The following is an 18,564-nucleotide window of genomic DNA, read 5'->3' on the forward strand; positions in this document are numbered from 1 at the left end:
TTTAAATTCAGTTATTTCGTTTCAATAGCAATGATTTTTTTACCATTTTCACCTAAATAGTGCAAAAGTAGTTTCTTATAAACTTTGTAACCATCATCTACATTGGTAAAAATAAGCAGTCCTTGTTTGGTCTTTGGTAAGAGAAAAACAAGGGTTTGTACGCCTTGATCTGCGCCTCCATGTGATAAAGCATAGGTGCTATTTTCAAGATCATATATTTCGAAACCCAATCCGAAGTATTTGTTTTTTTTCTCTTTACTAACCTGAGGGGTAATCATGTCATCAAAAACTTTTTTACTCAAACCGTCGCCGTTCATTACACTACATAAAAAGGTTCCATAATCTTTGATGGTGGTTAGTAGATCGTCGGCAGCGTTTGCAGTTTTATTTTTGTTTGTTTCATAGGCATTTCCTTTAGTGTCGTAACCAATGGCGAATCTTGATTCATCGGTTTTGGCATTCCAGAAAAATTGAGTGTCGGTCATTTGCAGCGGCTCAAAAATTAATTCTGCCGCTAATTGGTTCAATGGCTTGTGGAATTTTTTTTCCAATGCTTTTCTCAAATATTCAAACCCTTCTCCTGAATATTGATGTTTAGTACCCGGTTTAAATTGAATGTCTAATTTTCCGGATTTGTTCATATACCTCCAATTCGGAAAACCGGTCTGGTGGCTTATAATAAGTCTTGTTGTAATTAATTTGTTGTTGGGATCATTGGCAACATCCGGATCTGTCCAGTACTTATAGACCGGTTCGTCCAGATTCCATTTTCCTTGACTGACTAATTTCAACGCTACAATTGCAGTGATTGGTTTTGTTAGGGAAGCGACATTCCATATCGTATTGTACGGTGCGCTGACTTCTTTTTTGAGGCTGCCGAAAACTTTTATTTGTTTCAATTTTCCGTCAGCGATAACTCCAATTCCTAAAGCGGGGATATTATTTTCTTTAAGCCATTTTTCGGTTGCTTCCTCTTCATCAAAAAGAGTAGATTGATCAGCTGTTGAGTCAGGCATTTGATGATCGTAACTTAACGATCTGGCTAATTTCCAGTCTTTGTTTTTTAAAAGCCAGAGATGCGTAAATTTGGCATAACTTCCTGCTTGTTCCGGTTTTCCCGGTGAGATTTCATAAAAGCGATGTCTTCCCATTTGTATGGCACCATATACGATTCCGTTTTTGTATAAAGGATAAACCTCCGTACTTCCAGTAACCAATTCTCTGCGATATCTATAAGGTCTTGACTTGTCACATATTCCTTTTTTTAAGTTGATTAAAAATTGGGTTTTGTTTGAGATACTGTCAGTGTCATGATAAAATTCAAAATCATCAGCATATAAATTTTCAAATTGAGAGACGTCACAAGTGTTAAAACCAACATTAAACAGTAGGCTGTCTTTTGACATAATGGTTTTGTACAGTTCAGAGTTTTTTTCTTCCTGCGAAAATCCGAATTGGATCTGGAAGAAAAAAAGACCAGTTAAAATTAGCTTTAACTGGAATAGATTTGATTTCTTGAAATTCATTTTTTGATTGGTGTGATTGATTTTACAATAGTAAAGAAATTACTGATCAAGAAATTGTACAAATGCGAAATACTATCTTTTCTTGGATAGAAAATAAAAATCCGGATTGAACATTTTTGGAGTTGTTTTCGTCACATCTTTAAATTTTTTTATAAAATGCGACTGGTCAAAATATTTATTATAAAGGGCAACATCGGTCAGGCTTAGTTTTTCCTGACTCATATGGACCATTTGATCAACCGATTTTCTAAATTTTAGTAGCTGAATGTATTTTTTGATGGTAAGTCCGGTTGCCGCCTGAAACTTAATTTGTAAGGAGCGCTGTGATAAGTTTATAATTTTTCCAATTTCAGAAATTGAAATTTCTTCCTCATGAAGTCGGATGATTTCGCAGATTTTTTCAATTGTATTTTTAGACGGATGTAAAGCATCTAATTCTTCGAAATAAGTATTGATAACATTCAGTAAATCTGAAATAGAACTGTTTAAACGATAATCAATTTCGTCATCGAAAGGAAGTTCTGTTGGATCTATTTTAAGGATAGCATCTGTAAAATTGCTTAAATCATATTTAGGAAACATTGAAAGTGTCCAGGGGTGTAATTGCGTAATGGTTACTTTAGTTCCAGGTTGGATATTCACTAAAACTTTATTGGTCATTTGCGAACAAAAATAGAGTCCCTCTGTCATGAGATACTTTTTTTTGCTGGTGTGAACTTCTATAGACCTTCCGCTTACAATCGCTAAGTTAAAACAGCCATTAGGCAGAATGAGTTTATTCTCGATTAGAGCTTTGCCAATACTATTGTCAAGACACCAAATTTTATTGACAAAGCGTTCACTTTTTTCACTCACATAAAATTCTGAATAGAGGTTCATTTGCTTTATTATGTTGTTGAAAACCGTTAGAATTGACTCGTTTTTAGTGACAAACGAAAATAGTGTTTTTTTAGGTTTGAAGCAAGATGAGGTGCAAAGTTGTAGAGGTACAAGGGAGTAGAGATGTTATTTGAGATTTATGTTCACGAAAATTTTCACACAGATTTTACTGATTTACAGGAGTTATTTTTGGAGTTAAGAAAGACAGAAAGATTTTAATAGCTCGTTACAGGCAAACAAATCCGCCCAATCTGCAAAATCTGCGTGAAAAAAAAATTGCAACTAAGCTTCTTAGCGAATTTTTCAGAAGAGAACCCTGACAACAAGATATAGGGTTATTTTTTAATAGGCCTATGCTCATAACTAACAATGCGTTTTAAAACCCAGTCATTGTTTTTTCGTTCCCAGATATGAATAAATTTTGCAGTCCCAACCGGAACACCATCCACTAGAAAAGTGTGATCTCCCAATTGTACTGCGCCATAATCCCCTAATTTATCAATAGTGGTGGAGTTTAATTTTCGGGTAACCTTTTCAGATCGGGCACATTTTTCATTAAAAGTTTTTATTTCGTGCTCTTTCGAATTGTTTAATCCAGAACGATCGTCGAAAAACTCAATATCGTCGGCTATAATTTTTTTGAAAAGATCCGTTTTACATTCATTAAAAGCAACCGTGAAAAGCAGACTGTCCATTTTGATGATTTCTGTTTTTAGATTGGCCATTTTCAGAACTTGTTCATTTGTTTGTGCTTTTATCATTCCACTAATTAGCAAGATAAAAAGAAAGAGGATTCGTTTTTTCATGGTTTGGTCCGATCAAATTAGGTTTTAGGATTGTACTGAAAGATTATTTTTTAACAGTAAACAATTCAACAGTGGACGTTTTCTTAAATGGATCATTAAAGAAACTCAACAATACCAGGTTAAAAAGATCCGGTTTCTCATAAGAACCAAAATGTGTTGCTCCGGGCATCACAAAAAAGTTGGAGTTCTCGATGTTATCGAAAATTTTAATCGAATGTTCCAGTCTGATAGCATCTCTGTCGCCAGACATAACCAGTACAGGACATTTTATTTTATGTAAATCTTTTTCAGAGATATTAGGCTGGTATTCCAGTAGATTATAAAGATTTCTGACATGCGAATCTTTTGTCGTTTTTAAGGTCTCCTTTACTACGTCATCGATTTCATTATAAACCGCTTTTTTACCCGGAAATAAATTAGCTCCAAAAGTAGCGACTTTGCTAACTTTTTTAGGATGGTTTATCGCAAGCAATAGCCCTAGAATACCACCATCGCTTTGGCCCCAAACATATGCACTGTCAATTTTTAAAGAATCTAACAATGTGCTGACATCGTTGGCCATTTGCACATATTTTAGTTGTTCGTTGGACGGATCAACTGATTTTCCGTGCCCTCTGCTGTCGATGGCTATAACCTGAAAGTATTTTTTAAAATATTCGATTCGGTGCCCATGACCTTTAATTGACCCACCATTTCCGTGAAGTAACACCAAAGGCTTTCCGCTTCCGTAAACCTCATAATACATTTTGATGCCGTTAATGTCTTTATAGTTCCCGGCTTCTTTATTGTCGCCATAGGGAGTAGTAAGGTTGTTTTGTCCAACTAATGTTCCTATAGTAAGGAAACAGATAAGAAATAAGATCGATTTTTTCATGATTTTGGTTTTTTGATTGATTGAAGGTTGGTAATATATTGGTGGCAAATATATTATTAGTACTTTTTTACTAAGTCACTTAGATCATTTTCTTTTAGAATTTTGTCCAGGTATTTCCCTCTGCTGCTGGTTGCTCTTTGGTAAGGTGCGAAAAGATTAGTTGATTTGTTAAATTCGGCGTTGAGGTTTTTTAATTCTTCTTTTTCAGAGTCCGTTAGTTTTCGATTTTCTTTTTCCTGATTGAATTTGATTAGTTTCTTTACAATAATCTCTTTGTCGATAATGTCATTTTCTGAAGCATTCAAGGTGCATATGCCATATATGCCATTGTTGTAATGCTTCCATTCCTCTTCAAATGCCATGTCTAATCTTTCTTCATCTACACGATTGTTTTCATCGAATAGATTTTGATAGGCAAATTCTTTGGTGCCGTGATTTAGCAAACGCTGGATAAAGTTTTCTCTAAATTTCTGTTTTATTTCTTCACTGTTGTTTTGGACAGTTTTTAAATTGTTTAAAAGACTTACAACGTTTTTGCTAAAATATTTTTTTGTTGTTGAAATCGAGTGTGAGTCATTTAAAGAAGAAGATATTTTTATCTCAGAATGTATCAAATAAGAATAGGAAGGAATTAATTTTTCAACGATAAATTTTTCAATTTCAGCTGTTTCAAAATGGGTAAGTGTCGCCAGATTTTCGAGTTCGATGTAGTTGTCTTCGATGTATTTTAGGTTTGATTCCATTTTGGTAAGGTATTGTTTAGTTATAGTTTCTGAGTAGTAAAAATAGATTTTTTCTCCTGTATTTTGCTCTGAAAAATGAAGATTTTCGAAGAAACAGCTGTTACGATGAGCAGAACCGGAACTCTTTTGTAATGTTCCAATAACGATAACAAACCACAAAGGAGAGGAGAAATCGTGCTAACGGTCTTTTTTTGTGGACGGCTAATAGGTATTTAGGGGGCTTAAATGCTAAATATTTGCTTTATTTTAAAGTTTTGTGCATTTATTACTTATTTTTACGGTCTTATTATTTAGATTTTTCTTGATGCAAACTCCACTTAAAATTGCTGTTGTCGGTTCTGGATTGGTAGGATCGTTATTAGCAATTTACCTTAAAAAAGCAGGTCATACCGTTCATGTTTATGATCGTAGTCCTGATATTCGCCAAATCAATTTTTCGGGACGTTCTATCAATCTGGCAATGTCCAACCGTGGTTGGAAAGCTCTTGATGCAGTTGGTGTTGGTGATGCGGTTCGCAAAATCGCAATCCCAATGGACAAACGTGCCATTCATTTGGTAGACAAACTAAATTTTCAAAATTACGGTCAGGAAGGCGAATCGATTTATTCGATTTCAAGAGGGACTTTAAATAGAAAAATGATTGATCTTGCAGAACAAGCCGGAGCAGAGTTTTTCTTTGAACAAAAAATCTGGGATGTTACGCTCAATGATGCCACGCTGCATATTGGCGATACCGAAAGAGGTGAGTGGGAAGAGAAAAAATTTGATATGGTTTTTGGTGCCGATGGTGCTTTCTCAAGAATCAGACACCGTATGCAACGTCAGAGTATGTTCAATTATTCGCAGGAATTTTTGAATATGGGCTATAAAGAATTAAATATTCCGGCAAATTCTGATGCTACACATAAATTAGATAAATATTCTTTTCATATTTGGCCACGTGGCGAGTACATGTTGATTGCACTTCCTAATTTAGACGGAAGTTTTACCTGTACTTTGTTTATGCCTTTTGAAGGCGAAAATTCGTTTGCGTCTTTAACAGACCGTAAGAGCGTGGAGGAATTTTTTGAAAAAAACTTCCCGGATTCGATAGAAGTAATTCCAAAACTGGCAGAAGATTTCTTTAAAAATCCAACCAGTACTTTGGTTACCATGAAATGTTTTCCGTGGACATATGAAGATAAAATTGCTCTAATCGGAGATGCCTGCCATGCAATTGTCCCGTTTTATGGACAAGGTATGAATGCCGGTTTTGAAGATATCACGGTTTTAAATGAAATGATCGAAAAGTACGGAGATGATTGGAAAAAAGTTTTCTCCGAGTATCAGATCTCGCGTAAGCCTAATGCAGATGCGATAGCAGAACTTTCGTATCGCAATTTTATGGAAATGAGTACTAAAACTGCAGATGAGAAATTCTTGTTGCAAAAGAAAATCGAAAAAGCATTCTCAGATAAACATCCCGATAAATGGATTCCATTATACAGTCGTGTGACTTTCAGCGATCGTCCCTATACAGAAGCCTTGGCGATTGGCGATTTCCAAAACGCAATCATGGATGAGATTCTAAAATTAGATAATATTGAAAATACGTGGCACACTCCCGAAATCGAAAACAAGATTTTGGAGTTGTTAACCCGATAAAATCAAACCCGACAGGTTTCTCAAACCTGTCGGGTTTAATTTTTTATTTCTTAAATATCTTAGACAAAACGCCAAAAACACCTCTGATAAAAGTAGCACTCGTTACAACTTTCAAAACAGATTTACCAACCACACTAGCCGTGCTAGGTTCTGATTTGGACTGTCTTTGAGAAGTTTGAGCCTCTTCCTGTTCCGAACTTGCTTGTTGCGCATCAGTTATTTTTTTTGTTAAGATTTCGTAAGCACTTTCACGGTCAAGCTCTTCGCTGTATTTTTTTACCAGTTTCGATTTACCATTGATCACTTCAATTTCATCGGCAGATAAAACGTCCATTCGGCTCATTGGCGCACGCATCATCGTTGCTACAAGCGGTGTTGGAACTCCTTTTTCATTTAATGCCGTAACCAATGCCTCTCCAATCCCTAAGCTCGTCAATAATTCATCTGTTTTGTAGTAGGCTGAGGTAGGGTAGTTGTCCGCTGTTTTTTTGATTGCCTGTCTGTCATTGGCTGTAAAAGCTCTTAGGGCATGTTGAATTTTTAATCCTAATTGTGCTAAAACACCACTAGGAACATCCATTGGATTTTGTGTGACAAAATAAACGCCAATACCTTTAGAACGAATTAGTTTTACAATAGTTTCAATTTGTTCAAGTAAAACTTTACTGGCTTCATTAAAAATTAAATGCGCTTCATCAATAAAGATTACCAGTTCAGGCTGATCAGAATCTCCTTTTTCAGGCATCTGCTGGTAAATTTCAGCCAATAAACTCAACATAAAAGTCGAGAATAATTTGGGTTTATCCTGAATGTCCGTTAGACGAATAATGTTTACGTATCCTTTTCCGTTTTCATCAATACGCATCAAATCATCAATTTCGAAAGATAGCTCTCCAAAAAACAAATCACCACCCTGTTGTTCCAATTCGATTATTTTTCTCAGAATAGTTCCGGTTGTTGCGGTTGAAATTTTACCATAAGCCGCTGCAATTTCATCTTTCCCTTCTTCCGTAATATAATTGATTACTTTTTTAATGTCTTTCAAATCCAGTAAAGGCATCTGATTGTCATCACAATATTTGAAGATTACAGAAACAACTCCCGTCTGCGTATCATTTAGGTCTAAAATTCTGGAAAACAGCACAGGGCCAAATTCAGAAACAGTAGCACGCAAACGAACCCCGTTTTGTTTGGATAGGGACATAAGCTCTACAGGAAACGCAGCTACATTATATGGAATGTTTATTTTAGCGTGGCGCTCCGTAATAAAACCTTCTTCTTTCCCTTCTTTTGCAATTCCGCTAAAATCTCCTTTAATATCCATCATTAATACAGGTATTCCTGCATTTGATAATTGTTCCGAAAAGACCTGAATTGTTTTGGTCTTTCCCGTACCTGTTGCGCCGGCAATTAGTCCGTGACGGTTTAAAGTTTTTAAGGGAATCTTAACATGGGTTTCGGCAAGTGCTTCCCCGTCTAGGATTGCGCCTCCCAAGATAATACTGGCACCTTTTGAAGAATAGCCATTGTTTATATCTTGAATGAAATTGTCTTTTTTATTCATGTTTTTATTCGTAATTTAGATGATTATAAGAGTTTTGCTGTGTTTTTTAACAGTTTGACCTTGTTTTTTTTAGTAGGAAAAAGCTTTTTCAGTATAAAAATAAAACAAAAAATAATTTCGCAACTTTTTAAGAAGATATCAGCGGAATGTTGGAATATTTACTAAAACGTTGTAATTTTCCCAAAAATCATCCTGTTTTTTGTTTTATCTAAAAAGTAACAAAGGCAATTTAATGAGATATTTTTTAAATTGACGTTAAATTTCCTTCAATTAAATTAAAAAAAGTTTTTTTATTTAAACTAAACGTATAAATTTGCTCCTCTACAAGTTAAATATAACTAAAAAATAAAATTATTTAAAACTATTAAAATTAAAAAAAATGGCAAACGTTAAAGTTAAAAAAGAAAGCACTTCAAATGGAGGAGGAATGATTACCGGAATCATTATTGTTGCGTGTATTTTAGTTGGGGTGTTTATTTGGAAAGTAATCATGGGAGATGCTTCTAACTTCGAGGGAGGAAATCCAGAAACTGGACATCCGATCAATACTTTAGGACAAGTATACAAAGGTGGTTTTATCGTACCAGTATTATTAGGTATGTTTTTAATGGTTGTTGTTTTTTCTATTGAAAGATTCATCGTTATCGGTAAAGCAGCTGGAAAAGCTAATTTAGATAAATTCATGAAAAGCGTTCAAGGAAGCATTAAAGAAGGAAACATCGAAGCTGCAATCGCTTCTTGTGACAAACAACAAGGTTCTGTTGCAAATGCAATTAAATCTGCTTTAATTAAATACCAAGACGTTAAAAAAGAAGGATTCAACAGTGAAGAAGCTTCAGAAGTAATCCACAAAGAAATCGAAGAGGCAACTTCATTAGAAATGCCAATGTTAGAAAAAAATATGACTATTATCTCTAGTTTAGTTTCATTAGGAACTTTAGGAGGATTATTAGGAACTGTATCTGGTATGATTAAAGCGTTTGGTGCATTAGCTTCTGCTGGTACTCCGGATCAAGCTGCTCTTGCAACAGGTATCTCTGAAGCACTTATCAACACTGCAACAGGTATCTCTACTTCAATCTTAGCAATTGTATCTTACAACTTCTTTACTTCTAAAATTGATGATTTAACTTACTCAATTGATGAGGCTGGTACTACAATCGTAAATACTTACAGAAGATTCAGAGGAAGTTTGAAACAATAATTAATTTTTGATATTTAATATATAAATTAATTATATCAAAGTAAAATAAAAGAGAATGGCTAAAATAAAAATGAAAAAAAAGTCAACATCGACAGATATGACTGCCATGTGCGATGTTGCATTCCTTTTGCTTACGTTCTTTATTTTGACAGCTACTGCTAAGGTGCCGGAAGCACTTCCTGTAGATATGCCTTCTTCTACTGTACAAAGTAAATTACCAGATTCAGATTTGGCAATTATCACAATAGGAAAAGGTGATGACGGGAAAAGCAAAGTGTTTTTCGATATTAAAGGAAGAGAGATTCGTAAAAGAACTCTTGAAGGAATGGGAGCAAAATTCGGTGTGACTTTTTCAGAAGATGATAAAACTAAATTTGCCTTAATGGATGACTTCGGTGTTCCAATAACAAGTTTAAAATCGATCATCGGTATGAAAGCGTCTGATAGAGTGAAAGCAGACCAACCTGGTATTCCAATCGATTCTTTAGACAATCAATTAAAAGAGTGGCTTTTAGTTTCAAGAAGAGCTGCAATTGATCTTGATGATAAAGAATTACAAATTGCAATTAAAGGAGATGCTAAAGAACAATATCCACAAATCAAAAAGATAATGGATATTTTGCAAGATCAGAAAATCAATTCCTTTAACTTAGTTACAGGAATGAGAGGAAAAGACTTTTAATTAAAAAAGATACACTAAAATGGCTGAATTAAATACCGGCGACGGTGGTGGCGGAAAAGGTGGTAAAGTAAGAAGTAAAAAGCAAAATTCTAAAGTCGATTTAACGGCAATGGTGGATTTGGCATTCTTATTGATCACATTCTTTATGTTAACCACATCGTTGTCAAAACCTCAATCGATGGATTTGTCGTTGCCAGATAAAGACGAAGATTCTACTAAGAATAAAGATATCAAGGTAGATGAAAATCGTACGATGACATTAATATTAGGGGAGAATAATAAGTTGACTTATTATATGGGATTATTAGAGACTCCTATTGCAGGACCTAAAGATATTACATATGGTAAAGATGGTATACGTAAAGAAGTTCTTAAAAGAAAGAAATCAGTTTTGGAATATTCTGCAGCAAAAGGGAAACCAAAACAGGGGATCATAGTTATTATCAAACCAACTAAGAAATCAACTTACCGCAATTTAGTTGATATGTTGGATGAAATGGCGATCGCTGGAGTAGATACGTACGCAATTGTTCCTGAGTTTACACCTGAAGAAAAAAAATTGGTAGATAAAAAATAAGAGCAATCTTGTTTTATTGATACCCTAATACTCAAGAAAAATGAAATTAGATATTATAAAAAATCAGTGGCTTGATATCGTATTCGAAGGACGTAATAAGATATATGGTGCATATGAGTTAAGAAAATCGAACGGTAAGACGACTGTAAAAGCGCTTATCATTGGTTCCGTTATCTTTAGCTTTGCTGTAGCAGCTCCTCTTATTGCAAGTTTTTTACCGGATTCTAAGGAAGAAGATGTTAATAACGATATTAAGATTGCGACGGTAAAACTACCTCCAAAGAAAGAGGAAGTTAAACCTAATCAACCACCACCACCACCACCACCACCAAAAGTGGATCAGGTGAAGTTTGTGAAACCTGTGGTAGCTAAGGCTAACGAGGTAACTGAGGAGCCACCAAAGATTGAAGAACTTAAAGAGAAAAAAGTAGGTTCTGAAACAATCAAAGGAGATCCAAACGCAAAACTTGTAGTAGATGAGCCAGTTGGTACTGGTCCTGTATCGCAGGTGGTAGAAGAAGATAACAGTGTATATAGTACAGCTGGTATCGAAGTAAAACCGGATTTCCCTGGAGGAATTGAAAAGTTCTACAAATTTGTAGGAAACAATTATAAGACGCCAGATGAAGAAGGTTTAAAAGGTAAAGTTTACGTTACTTTTGTAGTAGAGAAAGACGGTTCATTAACCGACATTAAAGTTTTAAGGGATATCGGTTACGGTACAGGAGCAGAAGCGATTCGTGTTCTTAAAAAATGTCCAAGATGGACTCCCGGCGAGCAAAATGGTAAAAAAGTTAGGGTACTTTACTCTTTACCTATTACTATTCAATCTGCAGAATAATGTTAAAAGATATGCTTAATAATATTCAGAAGAAATCGCTCAAAGAGCGATTTCTTCTTGTTTTAGGAATACTGTTTTTTTTAATATATCTTGTGCTTGGTTTAATGATTATGTTTTGGAAGAAGCTTCCATTAGATATGGAGCCTAAATACAGATATGCTTTTGGTGGTTTATTGATCGTTTATTCAGCCATCCGTTTCCTGAGATTAATTAATTCAAACGCAGAATAGTTTATGTTAAAATATAGTAAAGTTTTTGGTTTAGTAGCTTTTGTCTTTTTGTTTGCCATGTGCAATCAAAAAAGCAAAAACGATGAGGGCAAAGAGACAATCTTAAAAGGATCTTTAGATATTACGGTTGACGAAACTATAAAGCCAATCGTTGAGGATCAGGTTGCGGTTTTTGAAGGAACATATTACGATGCCAAGATTGCAGTTAAAGCGAAATCAGAAGCAGAGCTTATTAATGATTTGTTGAATCAAAAAGCAAAAGTAGTTGTTACAACAAGAACCTTGTCCAAAGAAGAAGAAGATAGGTTTGCAAAGAGTAAAATAAAGCCAAGAATTACGCCTTTTGCAAAAGATGCGATAGCTTTGATTTCAAGTAAAAGCAATAATGACACTTTAATTGCGTTGAAATCTGTAATTGATTTTATGCAAGGGAAAACAGATACCGGTATTAAAGGTTTGGTATTCGATAATCCTAATTCCAGTACTGTCCGTTACATGAAAGAGTTGGCAAAGGTTAAAGAAATTCCAACTAACGGTGTTTTTTCATTTAAAACAAATGAAGAAGTTATTAAATTCGTTTCGGAAAATGATGGTATGATCGGTGTAGTTGGAGTAAATTGGTTGTCTCAACCCGCTCCGGATATGATCGATTTGATTAAGAAAATAAACGTTTTAAGTGTTAAAGGTTTAAATGATAATACATACTATAGCCCATCACAAAACGATCTTGCTGAAGTGAAATATCCTTTGGCACGTGATTTGTTTATTATAAATTGCCAGGGATATTCCGGTTTAGGAATGGGGTTTGCTTCATTCATTGCTGGAGACATTGGTCAACGTATAGTTTTAAAATCAGGTTTACTACCGGTGAGAACTCCGGGAAGAAAGCTTAAAATTAGAAGTCAGATTATAAAAGATAAAGAATAAATTAATTACTATAAAGATGAATAAATTTAAAATTTTTAGTTTTGCCTTAGTTGCTTCAGTTTCTGTGGCAAAAGCGCAAGACATCAACCAGGCTAAGAAAGCAATTGACGCGGAACAATTTCAAAAAGCGAAATCATTGCTGAAATCAATAATTAAAGCAAAACCATCTGATGGTGAAGCTAATTTTGTTTTAGGGAATATTTATCTAAATCAATCTGTTATTGATTCTGCTAAAATTTATTACCTAAATGGAATTGAAGCAGCAGATAAGAAAAACTTAAACTATATTGGATTAGGTCAAATCGATCTAAACAATAAAAATACAGCGGCAGCTCAGGCTAATTTTGCTTTGGCGACTAAAGATATCAGACGTAAAGATGTAAATGAGTTTATTTACATTGGTAGAGCTTATATCAATTCGGATAACCCGGATTATAAAAATGCAATCGCAAGTTTGCAAAAAGCATTGGCTATTGAACCACAAAACGCTACTGCTCTTTTGACAATTGGAGATGCTTATTATGGTGCTAATAATCAAAATGACGCTTATAAAGCTTACCGTGATGCATTTACTGCTGATCCAACACTTTTGAGAGCGAAAATGCAATTAGGGGTTTTATTGAAAGGGGCTAAATCTTACGAAGAAGCAATTAAATCTTTTAATGAAGTTATTACTTTAGATGTTAATTACGGACCGGTATACAGAGAGTTGGCTGAGACTTATTACAAATGGGCAAGAAACAAGCCTTCAACTTCTACAGTTAACTTGCAAAAAGCAATTACAAACTACGAGAAATATTTAAGTCTTACGGATTATTCATTAGATTCTAAAATGCGTCACGCTGATTTCTTAATCTTGGTTAAAGATTATAAAAATCTTGAAGTTGTGGCAAATAAAATGATTGCTGAAGATAAAGTTAATCCTAGAATCTTCAGATATTTAGGATATGCAGCTTATGAGAATGGAAATTATGATGTTGCCATTAAATCATTAGAAGATTACATCAAAGTACCAACAAATAAAATTATCGCAAGAGATTATTTATATCTTGGTTATGCTAAAATTAAAAAAGGTACAAATGCAGAAGGTGCAGTTGATGCAGCTGCTTTTGATTCAGGTTTAGCTGAAATTAAAAAAGGGGTTAATTTAGATCCTACTGCTGTTGAAGAGCTTGGAGATTTTGGAAAAGAATTATTTGGTAAAAAACAGTTTGTACAAGCTGCTAGTCTTTTTGAATTGACAGCTACGAATACAGAGTCAAAAAGTTATTTGACAGATAATGTGTATTATGGTATTGCTCTTTACTATGCAAATGTAAATAAAACAGCTACTGCTCCTGAAGTTGTTGCTGCTTTAGGTAAAGCTGATGCTGCTTTTGACAGAGTATTGGTTGCTTCTCCTACTTATGAGGAAGCTTACTTGTACAAAGGAAGAATCAACAACTTACTGGAAAAAGATGATCTAATCATTAAAAACTACGAAGAGTATGTTATTAAAATAACAGCTAAAGGTGCTGAAGAATTGGCAAAACCAGCTACAGTTAAAAAAGTAGTTGAAGCTTACAACAGTATCGGTGCAAGTTATGCTAATACAGATAAAGCAAAAGCAATTGAATATTTCAACAAAAGTTTAGTTTTAGATCCTGCTAATGCTTATGCGGCACAGTCAGTGAAAGCTTTGAAATAATTAAAGCCTTTTATTAAATATAAAACCGGTAGTTCTCATTGAACTACCGGTTTTTTTATGTTCCGTATTTAAATGACTATCTTTGCACTTTAAAATAAAATAATGTTAGCTAAAGAAATACAATTAGAAGTGAATAAAGGTGCTATGTTGCCTTTGATGGAAGAGTTTTATACTATTCAGGGAGAAGGTTTTCATACCGGAACTGCTGCTTACTTTATTCGTATTGGAGGTTGTGATGTGGGCTGCCACTGGTGTGACGTGAAAGAAAGTTGGAACGCAGAATTGCATCCGCCAACAAGTATTGATGTAATTGTAAAAAATGCTTCTACGTATGCGGATACTGTTGTAATTACGGGTGGTGAGCCTTTAACATGGGATATGAGTTTGTTGACGCAACAATTAAAAGATAAAAATTTAAAAGTCCATATCGAAACTTCAGGTGCCTATCCATTGTCCGGAACATGGGATTGGATTTGTCTTTCGCCGAAAAAGAATAAATTGCCAACTCAAACCGTCTATGATAATGCACATGAGTTAAAAGTGATTATCTACAATAAACATGATTTTATTTTTGCCGAAGAGCAAGCAGAATTGGTAAATGATAACGCAATTTTATTTCTTCAACCCGAGTGGAGTAAAAAAGAAGAAATGACTCCATTGATTGTAGATTATGTAATGAATAATCCAAAATGGCGTGTTTCACTTCAGACACATAAATATTTGAATATTCCTTAAATGATAAAACAAAAAATCTCTTCAATTGAAGAGATTTTTTGTTTTTAATAATGAAGGCACAGTGTATAAGAAAGATCCAATTGGTGGTTATTTCCAGTTCTTGTGTTTTTTCAATGTAGTTATATGAGCTAAATGATGTTTACCATGCCAGGCATAAGTGGCTATCATTTGCTTTATCTTAATTTCAAAATTATTTTCAGGATGTATGAAGCTTTTTTCCAGCTCAGTCTCCGATAGATTCTTCATAATAAAAGCTAGTCTGAAATGGAGACCTTCCAGTAATGATAAAGTGGGCTCTATTGGCATTTTTAAATTATCGGGTAATTCCGACCATAAAACTTCATCATATGCTTTTATTACAGGATTGTTTTCGGTTAACGCCCATTTTATTCTTATAAAACAATTCATATGGCTTTCGGCGCAATGATGAATTACTTGTCTAACGGTCCATCCGCCGGGACGATAGGGGGTGTCAAGTTGTCCTGCTGATAAATGGATCGTTTCCTGTTTTAATTTTTCAGGGAATAATGAAATTTCTTCGATTTGACTAAAAAGATACTCTTTCGAATAGGTTGTAGGTGTAATGAACTTCCCAATAGGATACTTTAATTTTTCTAAATCTAAATTTTCCATAAGTTTAAAAAAGAGTGTTAAATTGAAAGTCTGGCAAGATAATCATAATGTTCACCTTCCAGAATAAGTTCGCATTTTAGTCCGTTAGCTATTGCGGCGTTCTGAAGTGTGTTGTAATCGAGATACAGCCAATTAAAAGGTTCTTCTTTTTCGCCTTTGTAGCTGATATTAAAAACAAGTTCCCCGTAATAATCAGTACTGGAGGGAATCCATTTGCCGCCATCTTCATCTTCATCAAACATATAAATAATGTCTGAGCTGTCCAATAAAATTTGCCCGCCTGTATTCAGTAAGGATTTTAATTTTGATAAATATTGGTTGCAATTTTCCAGTTTTCCAAAAATGCCTACGCCATTCATTAGTAATACAACCGTGTCGAATTTTTCTCCTTCAAAATCTAATACATTTTGGACTTTTGCATTTTTAACGCCTCTAAGTTTACAGGTTTCTATTGCATGACTAGAAATATCTATAGAAGTAACCTCTAAATTTCTGTCATTTTGTAGTGATAAACTATGACTGCCCGCTCCGCAACCCACGTCCAGAATTTTTCCGTTTGCCAGTTGTAATGCTTTTTGTTCTATTTTCGGCATTTCATTATAAGAGCGGAATAAATAATCAACGCTCATCTCGTCTTCTTCAGAAATCGAAGTTTCGGTAATAATATTTTCAGGTGAATTTTGGGTCTGAAAATCATACATTGCTTTTCCAAAAAGATCTTTCATTGTATTTTTAGTTCAAAGTTTAAGGTTTCAAGTTTAAAGTTGTTTAATTTTGCAGGTCAACTTTAAATTTTAAACTTGAAACAGATTTTAAATAACTTAAATAAGTTAGCCAAAGATAAGCATATCGAAAACAAAAAGTATTTCGATAAGCTTAAAAAGAAACAACCTAAAAACTTAGACTATGTGATGCAGGAATTGCATGATAAAGAGTTTAAGAAAACGGATTGTTTACAATGTGCCAATTGTTGTAAAACAACTGGGCCACTGTTTACTTTGGCTGATATCGAAAGGATTTCAAAATCTTTCAGGCAAAAGCCACAGCAATTTATAGAGCAATACCTTCAGATTGATGAGGATAAGGATTATGTGTTGAAAAGTGTGCCTTGTACTTTTTTGGATAATGAAAATTATTGCATGATTTACGATGTCCGCCCGAAAGCTTGCAGAGAGTTTCCGCATACCGATCGAAAAAAGTTTCAGCAGATTACAGATCTTACTTTAAAAAATGTTGCGATTTGTCCAGCCGCGTATAATATCGTCGAGGAGATGAAGAAGCGACTTCCTTTGTAAATTGAACCCGTTTGGCACTTAAATATTATATAATTGTTTTTGGAACAATTTGTTTTTGTTTTTTTAAACGTATTTTTGACTGATGCGAGAGCATACACTAATTTTAAGACAACTGAAAATTGAATCTAGAATACTTCATTGCTAAAAGACTTATTACTGCTAAAAATTTTAAAAGCAGTATTTCGGCTCCGATTATAAAAATTGCCATATCGGCTATTGCTATTGGTATTATTATGATGTTGGTTTCTGTAGCAACAGGAATTGGTCTGCAGCAGAAAATTAGAGAAAAGGTTTCTGCTTTTAATGGTCAGGTGATTATTTCGAATTATGACAATAATAATTCGGAAGTGACTATAGTTCCTATTTCAAAAAAGCAGGATTTCTATCCCAATTTCAAATCTGTTCCCGGAGTAAGTCACATACAAGCGATTGCAAGTAAGGCTGGAATTATCAGAACAGAAAATGCTTTTGAGGGAATTATATTCAAAGGAGTAGGAGTAGATTATGATTGGAATAATATAAAAGAATATTTGGTTGAGGGCAGGTTGCCTGATTTTACTAAAGCCTTAAATGAAGAAGTTATAATTTCTAGATTCCTGGCCGATCGATTAGGGCTTAAAGTTGGAGATCATTTTAATACTTTCTTCATTAAAGAGGAGCAGGGTAAAATGCCGAACAGTCGTCGTTTTGTGATAACAGGAATTTTTAGTTCGGGTTTTCAGGATTTTGATGCTACTTATATAATAGGAGATATACGTCATATTCAACGAATCAATAAGTGGAGTCCGGATCAGGTTGGGGCTTTTGAGGTTTTTGTTAATGACTTCAGTGAAATCAGAGCTACAGGTAATCAAATCTATGAACAAACGTCATCAAGTTTAGATACTAAAACAATAATAGAGAAGTACAGCTATATTTTTGACTGGTTGCAGCTTTTTGATTTTAATATTATCGTTATCCTTGTTATTATGATTTTGGTTGCTACTATTAATATGGTGGTGGCGTTATTGGTTCTTATTTTGGAGCGCACACAGATGATCGGGATATTGAAAGCGTTAGGTGCAAATAACTGGGCGGTTAGAAAGATATTTTTATACAATGCGTTTTACCTTATTATGAGAGGCCTTTTTTGGGGTAATCTGATTGGGATCTCATTATTGCTAATTCAACAGCATTTTGGAATCGTTCAGCTTAATCCGGAAAATTACTATGTTAATCAAGCACCGGTATATATAAATTGGGGTTATGTGATTTTGCTGAATCTGTTAACTGTTACAGTTTGTTTTCTGGTGTTATTGATCCCGTCCTATATAATAACCAAGATCTCCCCGGTAAAAGCCATTCGTTTCGATTAGTTTCTCTCTATATAGTACACCCCAACCCGACAGGTTTTCAAAACCTGTCGGGTTTGTTTTTTAAAAACCCCAGTAAAATCAGCCCTTCCAAAAGAACAGCAACAAGACAAAACTAGTAAAAGAAAGAAAATTCCTAAAGACAATAAAAAGCCAAGTTTTGTAAAAACACCATTACCAGTAAGTTAAGAAAAAGATTCAAGAAAAGGCAAAAAAAGCAAAGTAAAAAGCTTGTAAAAGCGAATAAAGGGACTACTTTTGCACCCGCAACGACGCAGACGTTCCCTGATAGACTGACAAGAAAAGAGGATTAATTTTTTAGAAAAGTTTGAGAAAACAAAATAAAAAAAAGATTCAAAAAAGC

At 34.3% G+C, this 18,564-nt stretch carries 19 protein-coding genes; 11 read left to right on the forward strand and 8 right to left on the reverse strand.

Going from position 1 to position 18,564, the window contains the following annotated elements; all coding sequences use genetic code 11:
• Positions 1–11: 11 nt before the first annotated feature.
• The 5 genes from ACHRV5_RS21900 to ACHRV5_RS21920 form a co-directional block, all read right to left on the reverse strand.
• On the reverse strand, positions 12–1,526 hold the full coding sequence (locus tag ACHRV5_RS21900; protein ID WP_395428234.1) for a serine hydrolase: 1,515 nt from the start codon (positions 1,524–1,526) through the stop codon (positions 12–14).
• Between the two features lie 72 nt (positions 1,527–1,598).
• Positions 1,599–2,405: a helix-turn-helix domain-containing protein gene (locus ACHRV5_RS21905; RefSeq protein ID WP_395428236.1), complete on the reverse strand. Its 807-nt coding sequence runs from the start codon at positions 2,403–2,405 to the stop codon at positions 1,599–1,601.
• Positions 2,406–2,740: 335 nt separating this feature from the next.
• Complete coding sequence (locus ACHRV5_RS21910; RefSeq protein WP_395428238.1) at positions 2,741–3,211, reverse strand: nuclear transport factor 2 family protein; 471 nt, start codon at positions 3,209–3,211, stop codon at positions 2,741–2,743.
• 43 nt (positions 3,212–3,254) lie between these two features.
• Positions 3,255–4,085, reverse strand: a complete 831-nt coding sequence (locus ACHRV5_RS21915; RefSeq protein ID WP_395428240.1) for an alpha/beta fold hydrolase — start codon at positions 4,083–4,085, stop codon at positions 3,255–3,257.
• A 56-nt stretch (positions 4,086–4,141) separates the two neighbouring features.
• Positions 4,142–4,828, reverse strand: a complete 687-nt coding sequence (locus ACHRV5_RS21920; RefSeq protein ID WP_395428242.1) for a DUF6058 family natural product biosynthesis protein — start codon at positions 4,826–4,828, stop codon at positions 4,142–4,144.
• A gap of 304 nt (positions 4,829–5,132) precedes the next feature.
• Between ACHRV5_RS21920 and ACHRV5_RS21925 the strand changes: the two genes are divergently transcribed.
• Positions 5,133–6,473, forward strand: a complete 1,341-nt coding sequence (locus ACHRV5_RS21925) for an FAD-dependent oxidoreductase (protein WP_395428244.1) — start codon at positions 5,133–5,135, stop codon at positions 6,471–6,473.
• 43 nt (positions 6,474–6,516) lie between these two features.
• Here the strand turns inward: ACHRV5_RS21925 and ACHRV5_RS21930 are convergent, their stop codons facing one another.
• A complete protein-coding gene (locus tag ACHRV5_RS21930) occupies positions 6,517–8,037 on the reverse strand; it encodes a helicase HerA-like domain-containing protein (protein WP_047778954.1) in 1,521 nt (506 codons plus the stop codon).
• A 379-nt stretch (positions 8,038–8,416) separates the two neighbouring features.
• Here ACHRV5_RS21930 and ACHRV5_RS21935 point away from each other — a divergent pair, with 379 nt between their 5' ends.
• The 8 genes from ACHRV5_RS21935 to ACHRV5_RS21970 all read left to right on the forward strand — a co-directional run bounded on the left by ACHRV5_RS21935 (position 8,417) and on the right by ACHRV5_RS21970 (position 14,920).
• The gene (locus ACHRV5_RS21935; RefSeq protein ID WP_047778952.1) at positions 8,417–9,241 is read left to right on the forward strand and encodes a MotA/TolQ/ExbB proton channel family protein; all 825 of its coding nucleotides are present in this window, start codon (positions 8,417–8,419) and stop codon (positions 9,239–9,241) included.
• 55 nt (positions 9,242–9,296) lie between these two features.
• On the forward strand, positions 9,297–9,923 hold the full coding sequence (locus ACHRV5_RS21940; protein WP_395428247.1) for an ExbD/TolR family protein: 627 nt from the start codon (positions 9,297–9,299) through the stop codon (positions 9,921–9,923).
• Between the two features lie 19 nt (positions 9,924–9,942).
• Complete coding sequence (locus tag ACHRV5_RS21945; RefSeq protein WP_395428249.1) at positions 9,943–10,500, forward strand: ExbD/TolR family protein; 558 nt, start codon at positions 9,943–9,945, stop codon at positions 10,498–10,500.
• A gap of 40 nt (positions 10,501–10,540) precedes the next feature.
• The gene (locus tag ACHRV5_RS21950; protein ID WP_047778949.1) at positions 10,541–11,341 is read left to right on the forward strand and encodes an energy transducer TonB; all 801 of its coding nucleotides are present in this window, start codon (positions 10,541–10,543) and stop codon (positions 11,339–11,341) included.
• Positions 11,341–11,571 (forward strand): hypothetical protein, encoded by a 231-nt coding sequence (locus ACHRV5_RS21955; RefSeq protein WP_026983456.1) that lies wholly within the window; start codon positions 11,341–11,343, stop codon positions 11,569–11,571. Before ACHRV5_RS21950 ends, ACHRV5_RS21955 begins: the two co-directional genes overlap by 1 nt.
• A gap of 3 nt (positions 11,572–11,574) precedes the next feature.
• The gene (locus tag ACHRV5_RS21960; protein WP_395428250.1) at positions 11,575–12,498 is read left to right on the forward strand and encodes a PstS family phosphate ABC transporter substrate-binding protein; all 924 of its coding nucleotides are present in this window, start codon (positions 11,575–11,577) and stop codon (positions 12,496–12,498) included.
• Positions 12,499–12,514: 16 nt separating this feature from the next.
• Positions 12,515–14,185, forward strand: coding sequence for a tetratricopeptide repeat protein (locus tag ACHRV5_RS21965; protein ID WP_395428251.1), 1,671 nt, complete (start codon positions 12,515–12,517; stop codon positions 14,183–14,185).
• 102 nt (positions 14,186–14,287) lie between these two features.
• On the forward strand, positions 14,288–14,920 hold the full coding sequence (locus tag ACHRV5_RS21970) for a 7-carboxy-7-deazaguanine synthase QueE (RefSeq protein WP_230003541.1): 633 nt from the start codon (positions 14,288–14,290) through the stop codon (positions 14,918–14,920).
• An 87-nt stretch (positions 14,921–15,007) separates the two neighbouring features.
• Here the strand turns inward: ACHRV5_RS21970 and ACHRV5_RS21975 are convergent, their stop codons facing one another.
• Together ACHRV5_RS21975 and ACHRV5_RS21980 are read right to left on the reverse strand one after the other, a co-directional pair.
• A complete protein-coding gene (locus ACHRV5_RS21975) occupies positions 15,008–15,553 on the reverse strand; it encodes a YfiT family bacillithiol transferase (protein WP_395428252.1) in 546 nt (181 codons plus the stop codon).
• Between the two features lie 17 nt (positions 15,554–15,570).
• Complete coding sequence (locus ACHRV5_RS21980) at positions 15,571–16,278, reverse strand: class I SAM-dependent methyltransferase (RefSeq protein ID WP_395428253.1); 708 nt, start codon at positions 16,276–16,278, stop codon at positions 15,571–15,573.
• A 75-nt stretch (positions 16,279–16,353) separates the two neighbouring features.
• Here ACHRV5_RS21980 and ACHRV5_RS21985 point away from each other — a divergent pair, with 75 nt between their 5' ends.
• Together ACHRV5_RS21985 and ACHRV5_RS21990 are read left to right on the forward strand one after the other, a co-directional pair.
• A complete protein-coding gene (locus ACHRV5_RS21985) occupies positions 16,354–16,848 on the forward strand; it encodes a YkgJ family cysteine cluster protein (protein WP_230003535.1) in 495 nt (164 codons plus the stop codon).
• Between the two features lie 119 nt (positions 16,849–16,967).
• Positions 16,968–18,203: an ABC transporter permease gene (locus ACHRV5_RS21990; RefSeq protein ID WP_395428254.1), complete on the forward strand. Its 1,236-nt coding sequence runs from the start codon at positions 16,968–16,970 to the stop codon at positions 18,201–18,203.
• Positions 18,204–18,564: the final 361 nt, after the last annotated feature.

Origin of the sequence: Flavobacterium sp. FlaQc-52, assembly GCF_044007495.1 — a bacterium.
In the GTDB taxonomy this organism is placed as follows: Bacteria; Bacteroidota; Bacteroidia; order Flavobacteriales; family Flavobacteriaceae; genus Flavobacterium; species Flavobacterium cupriresistens.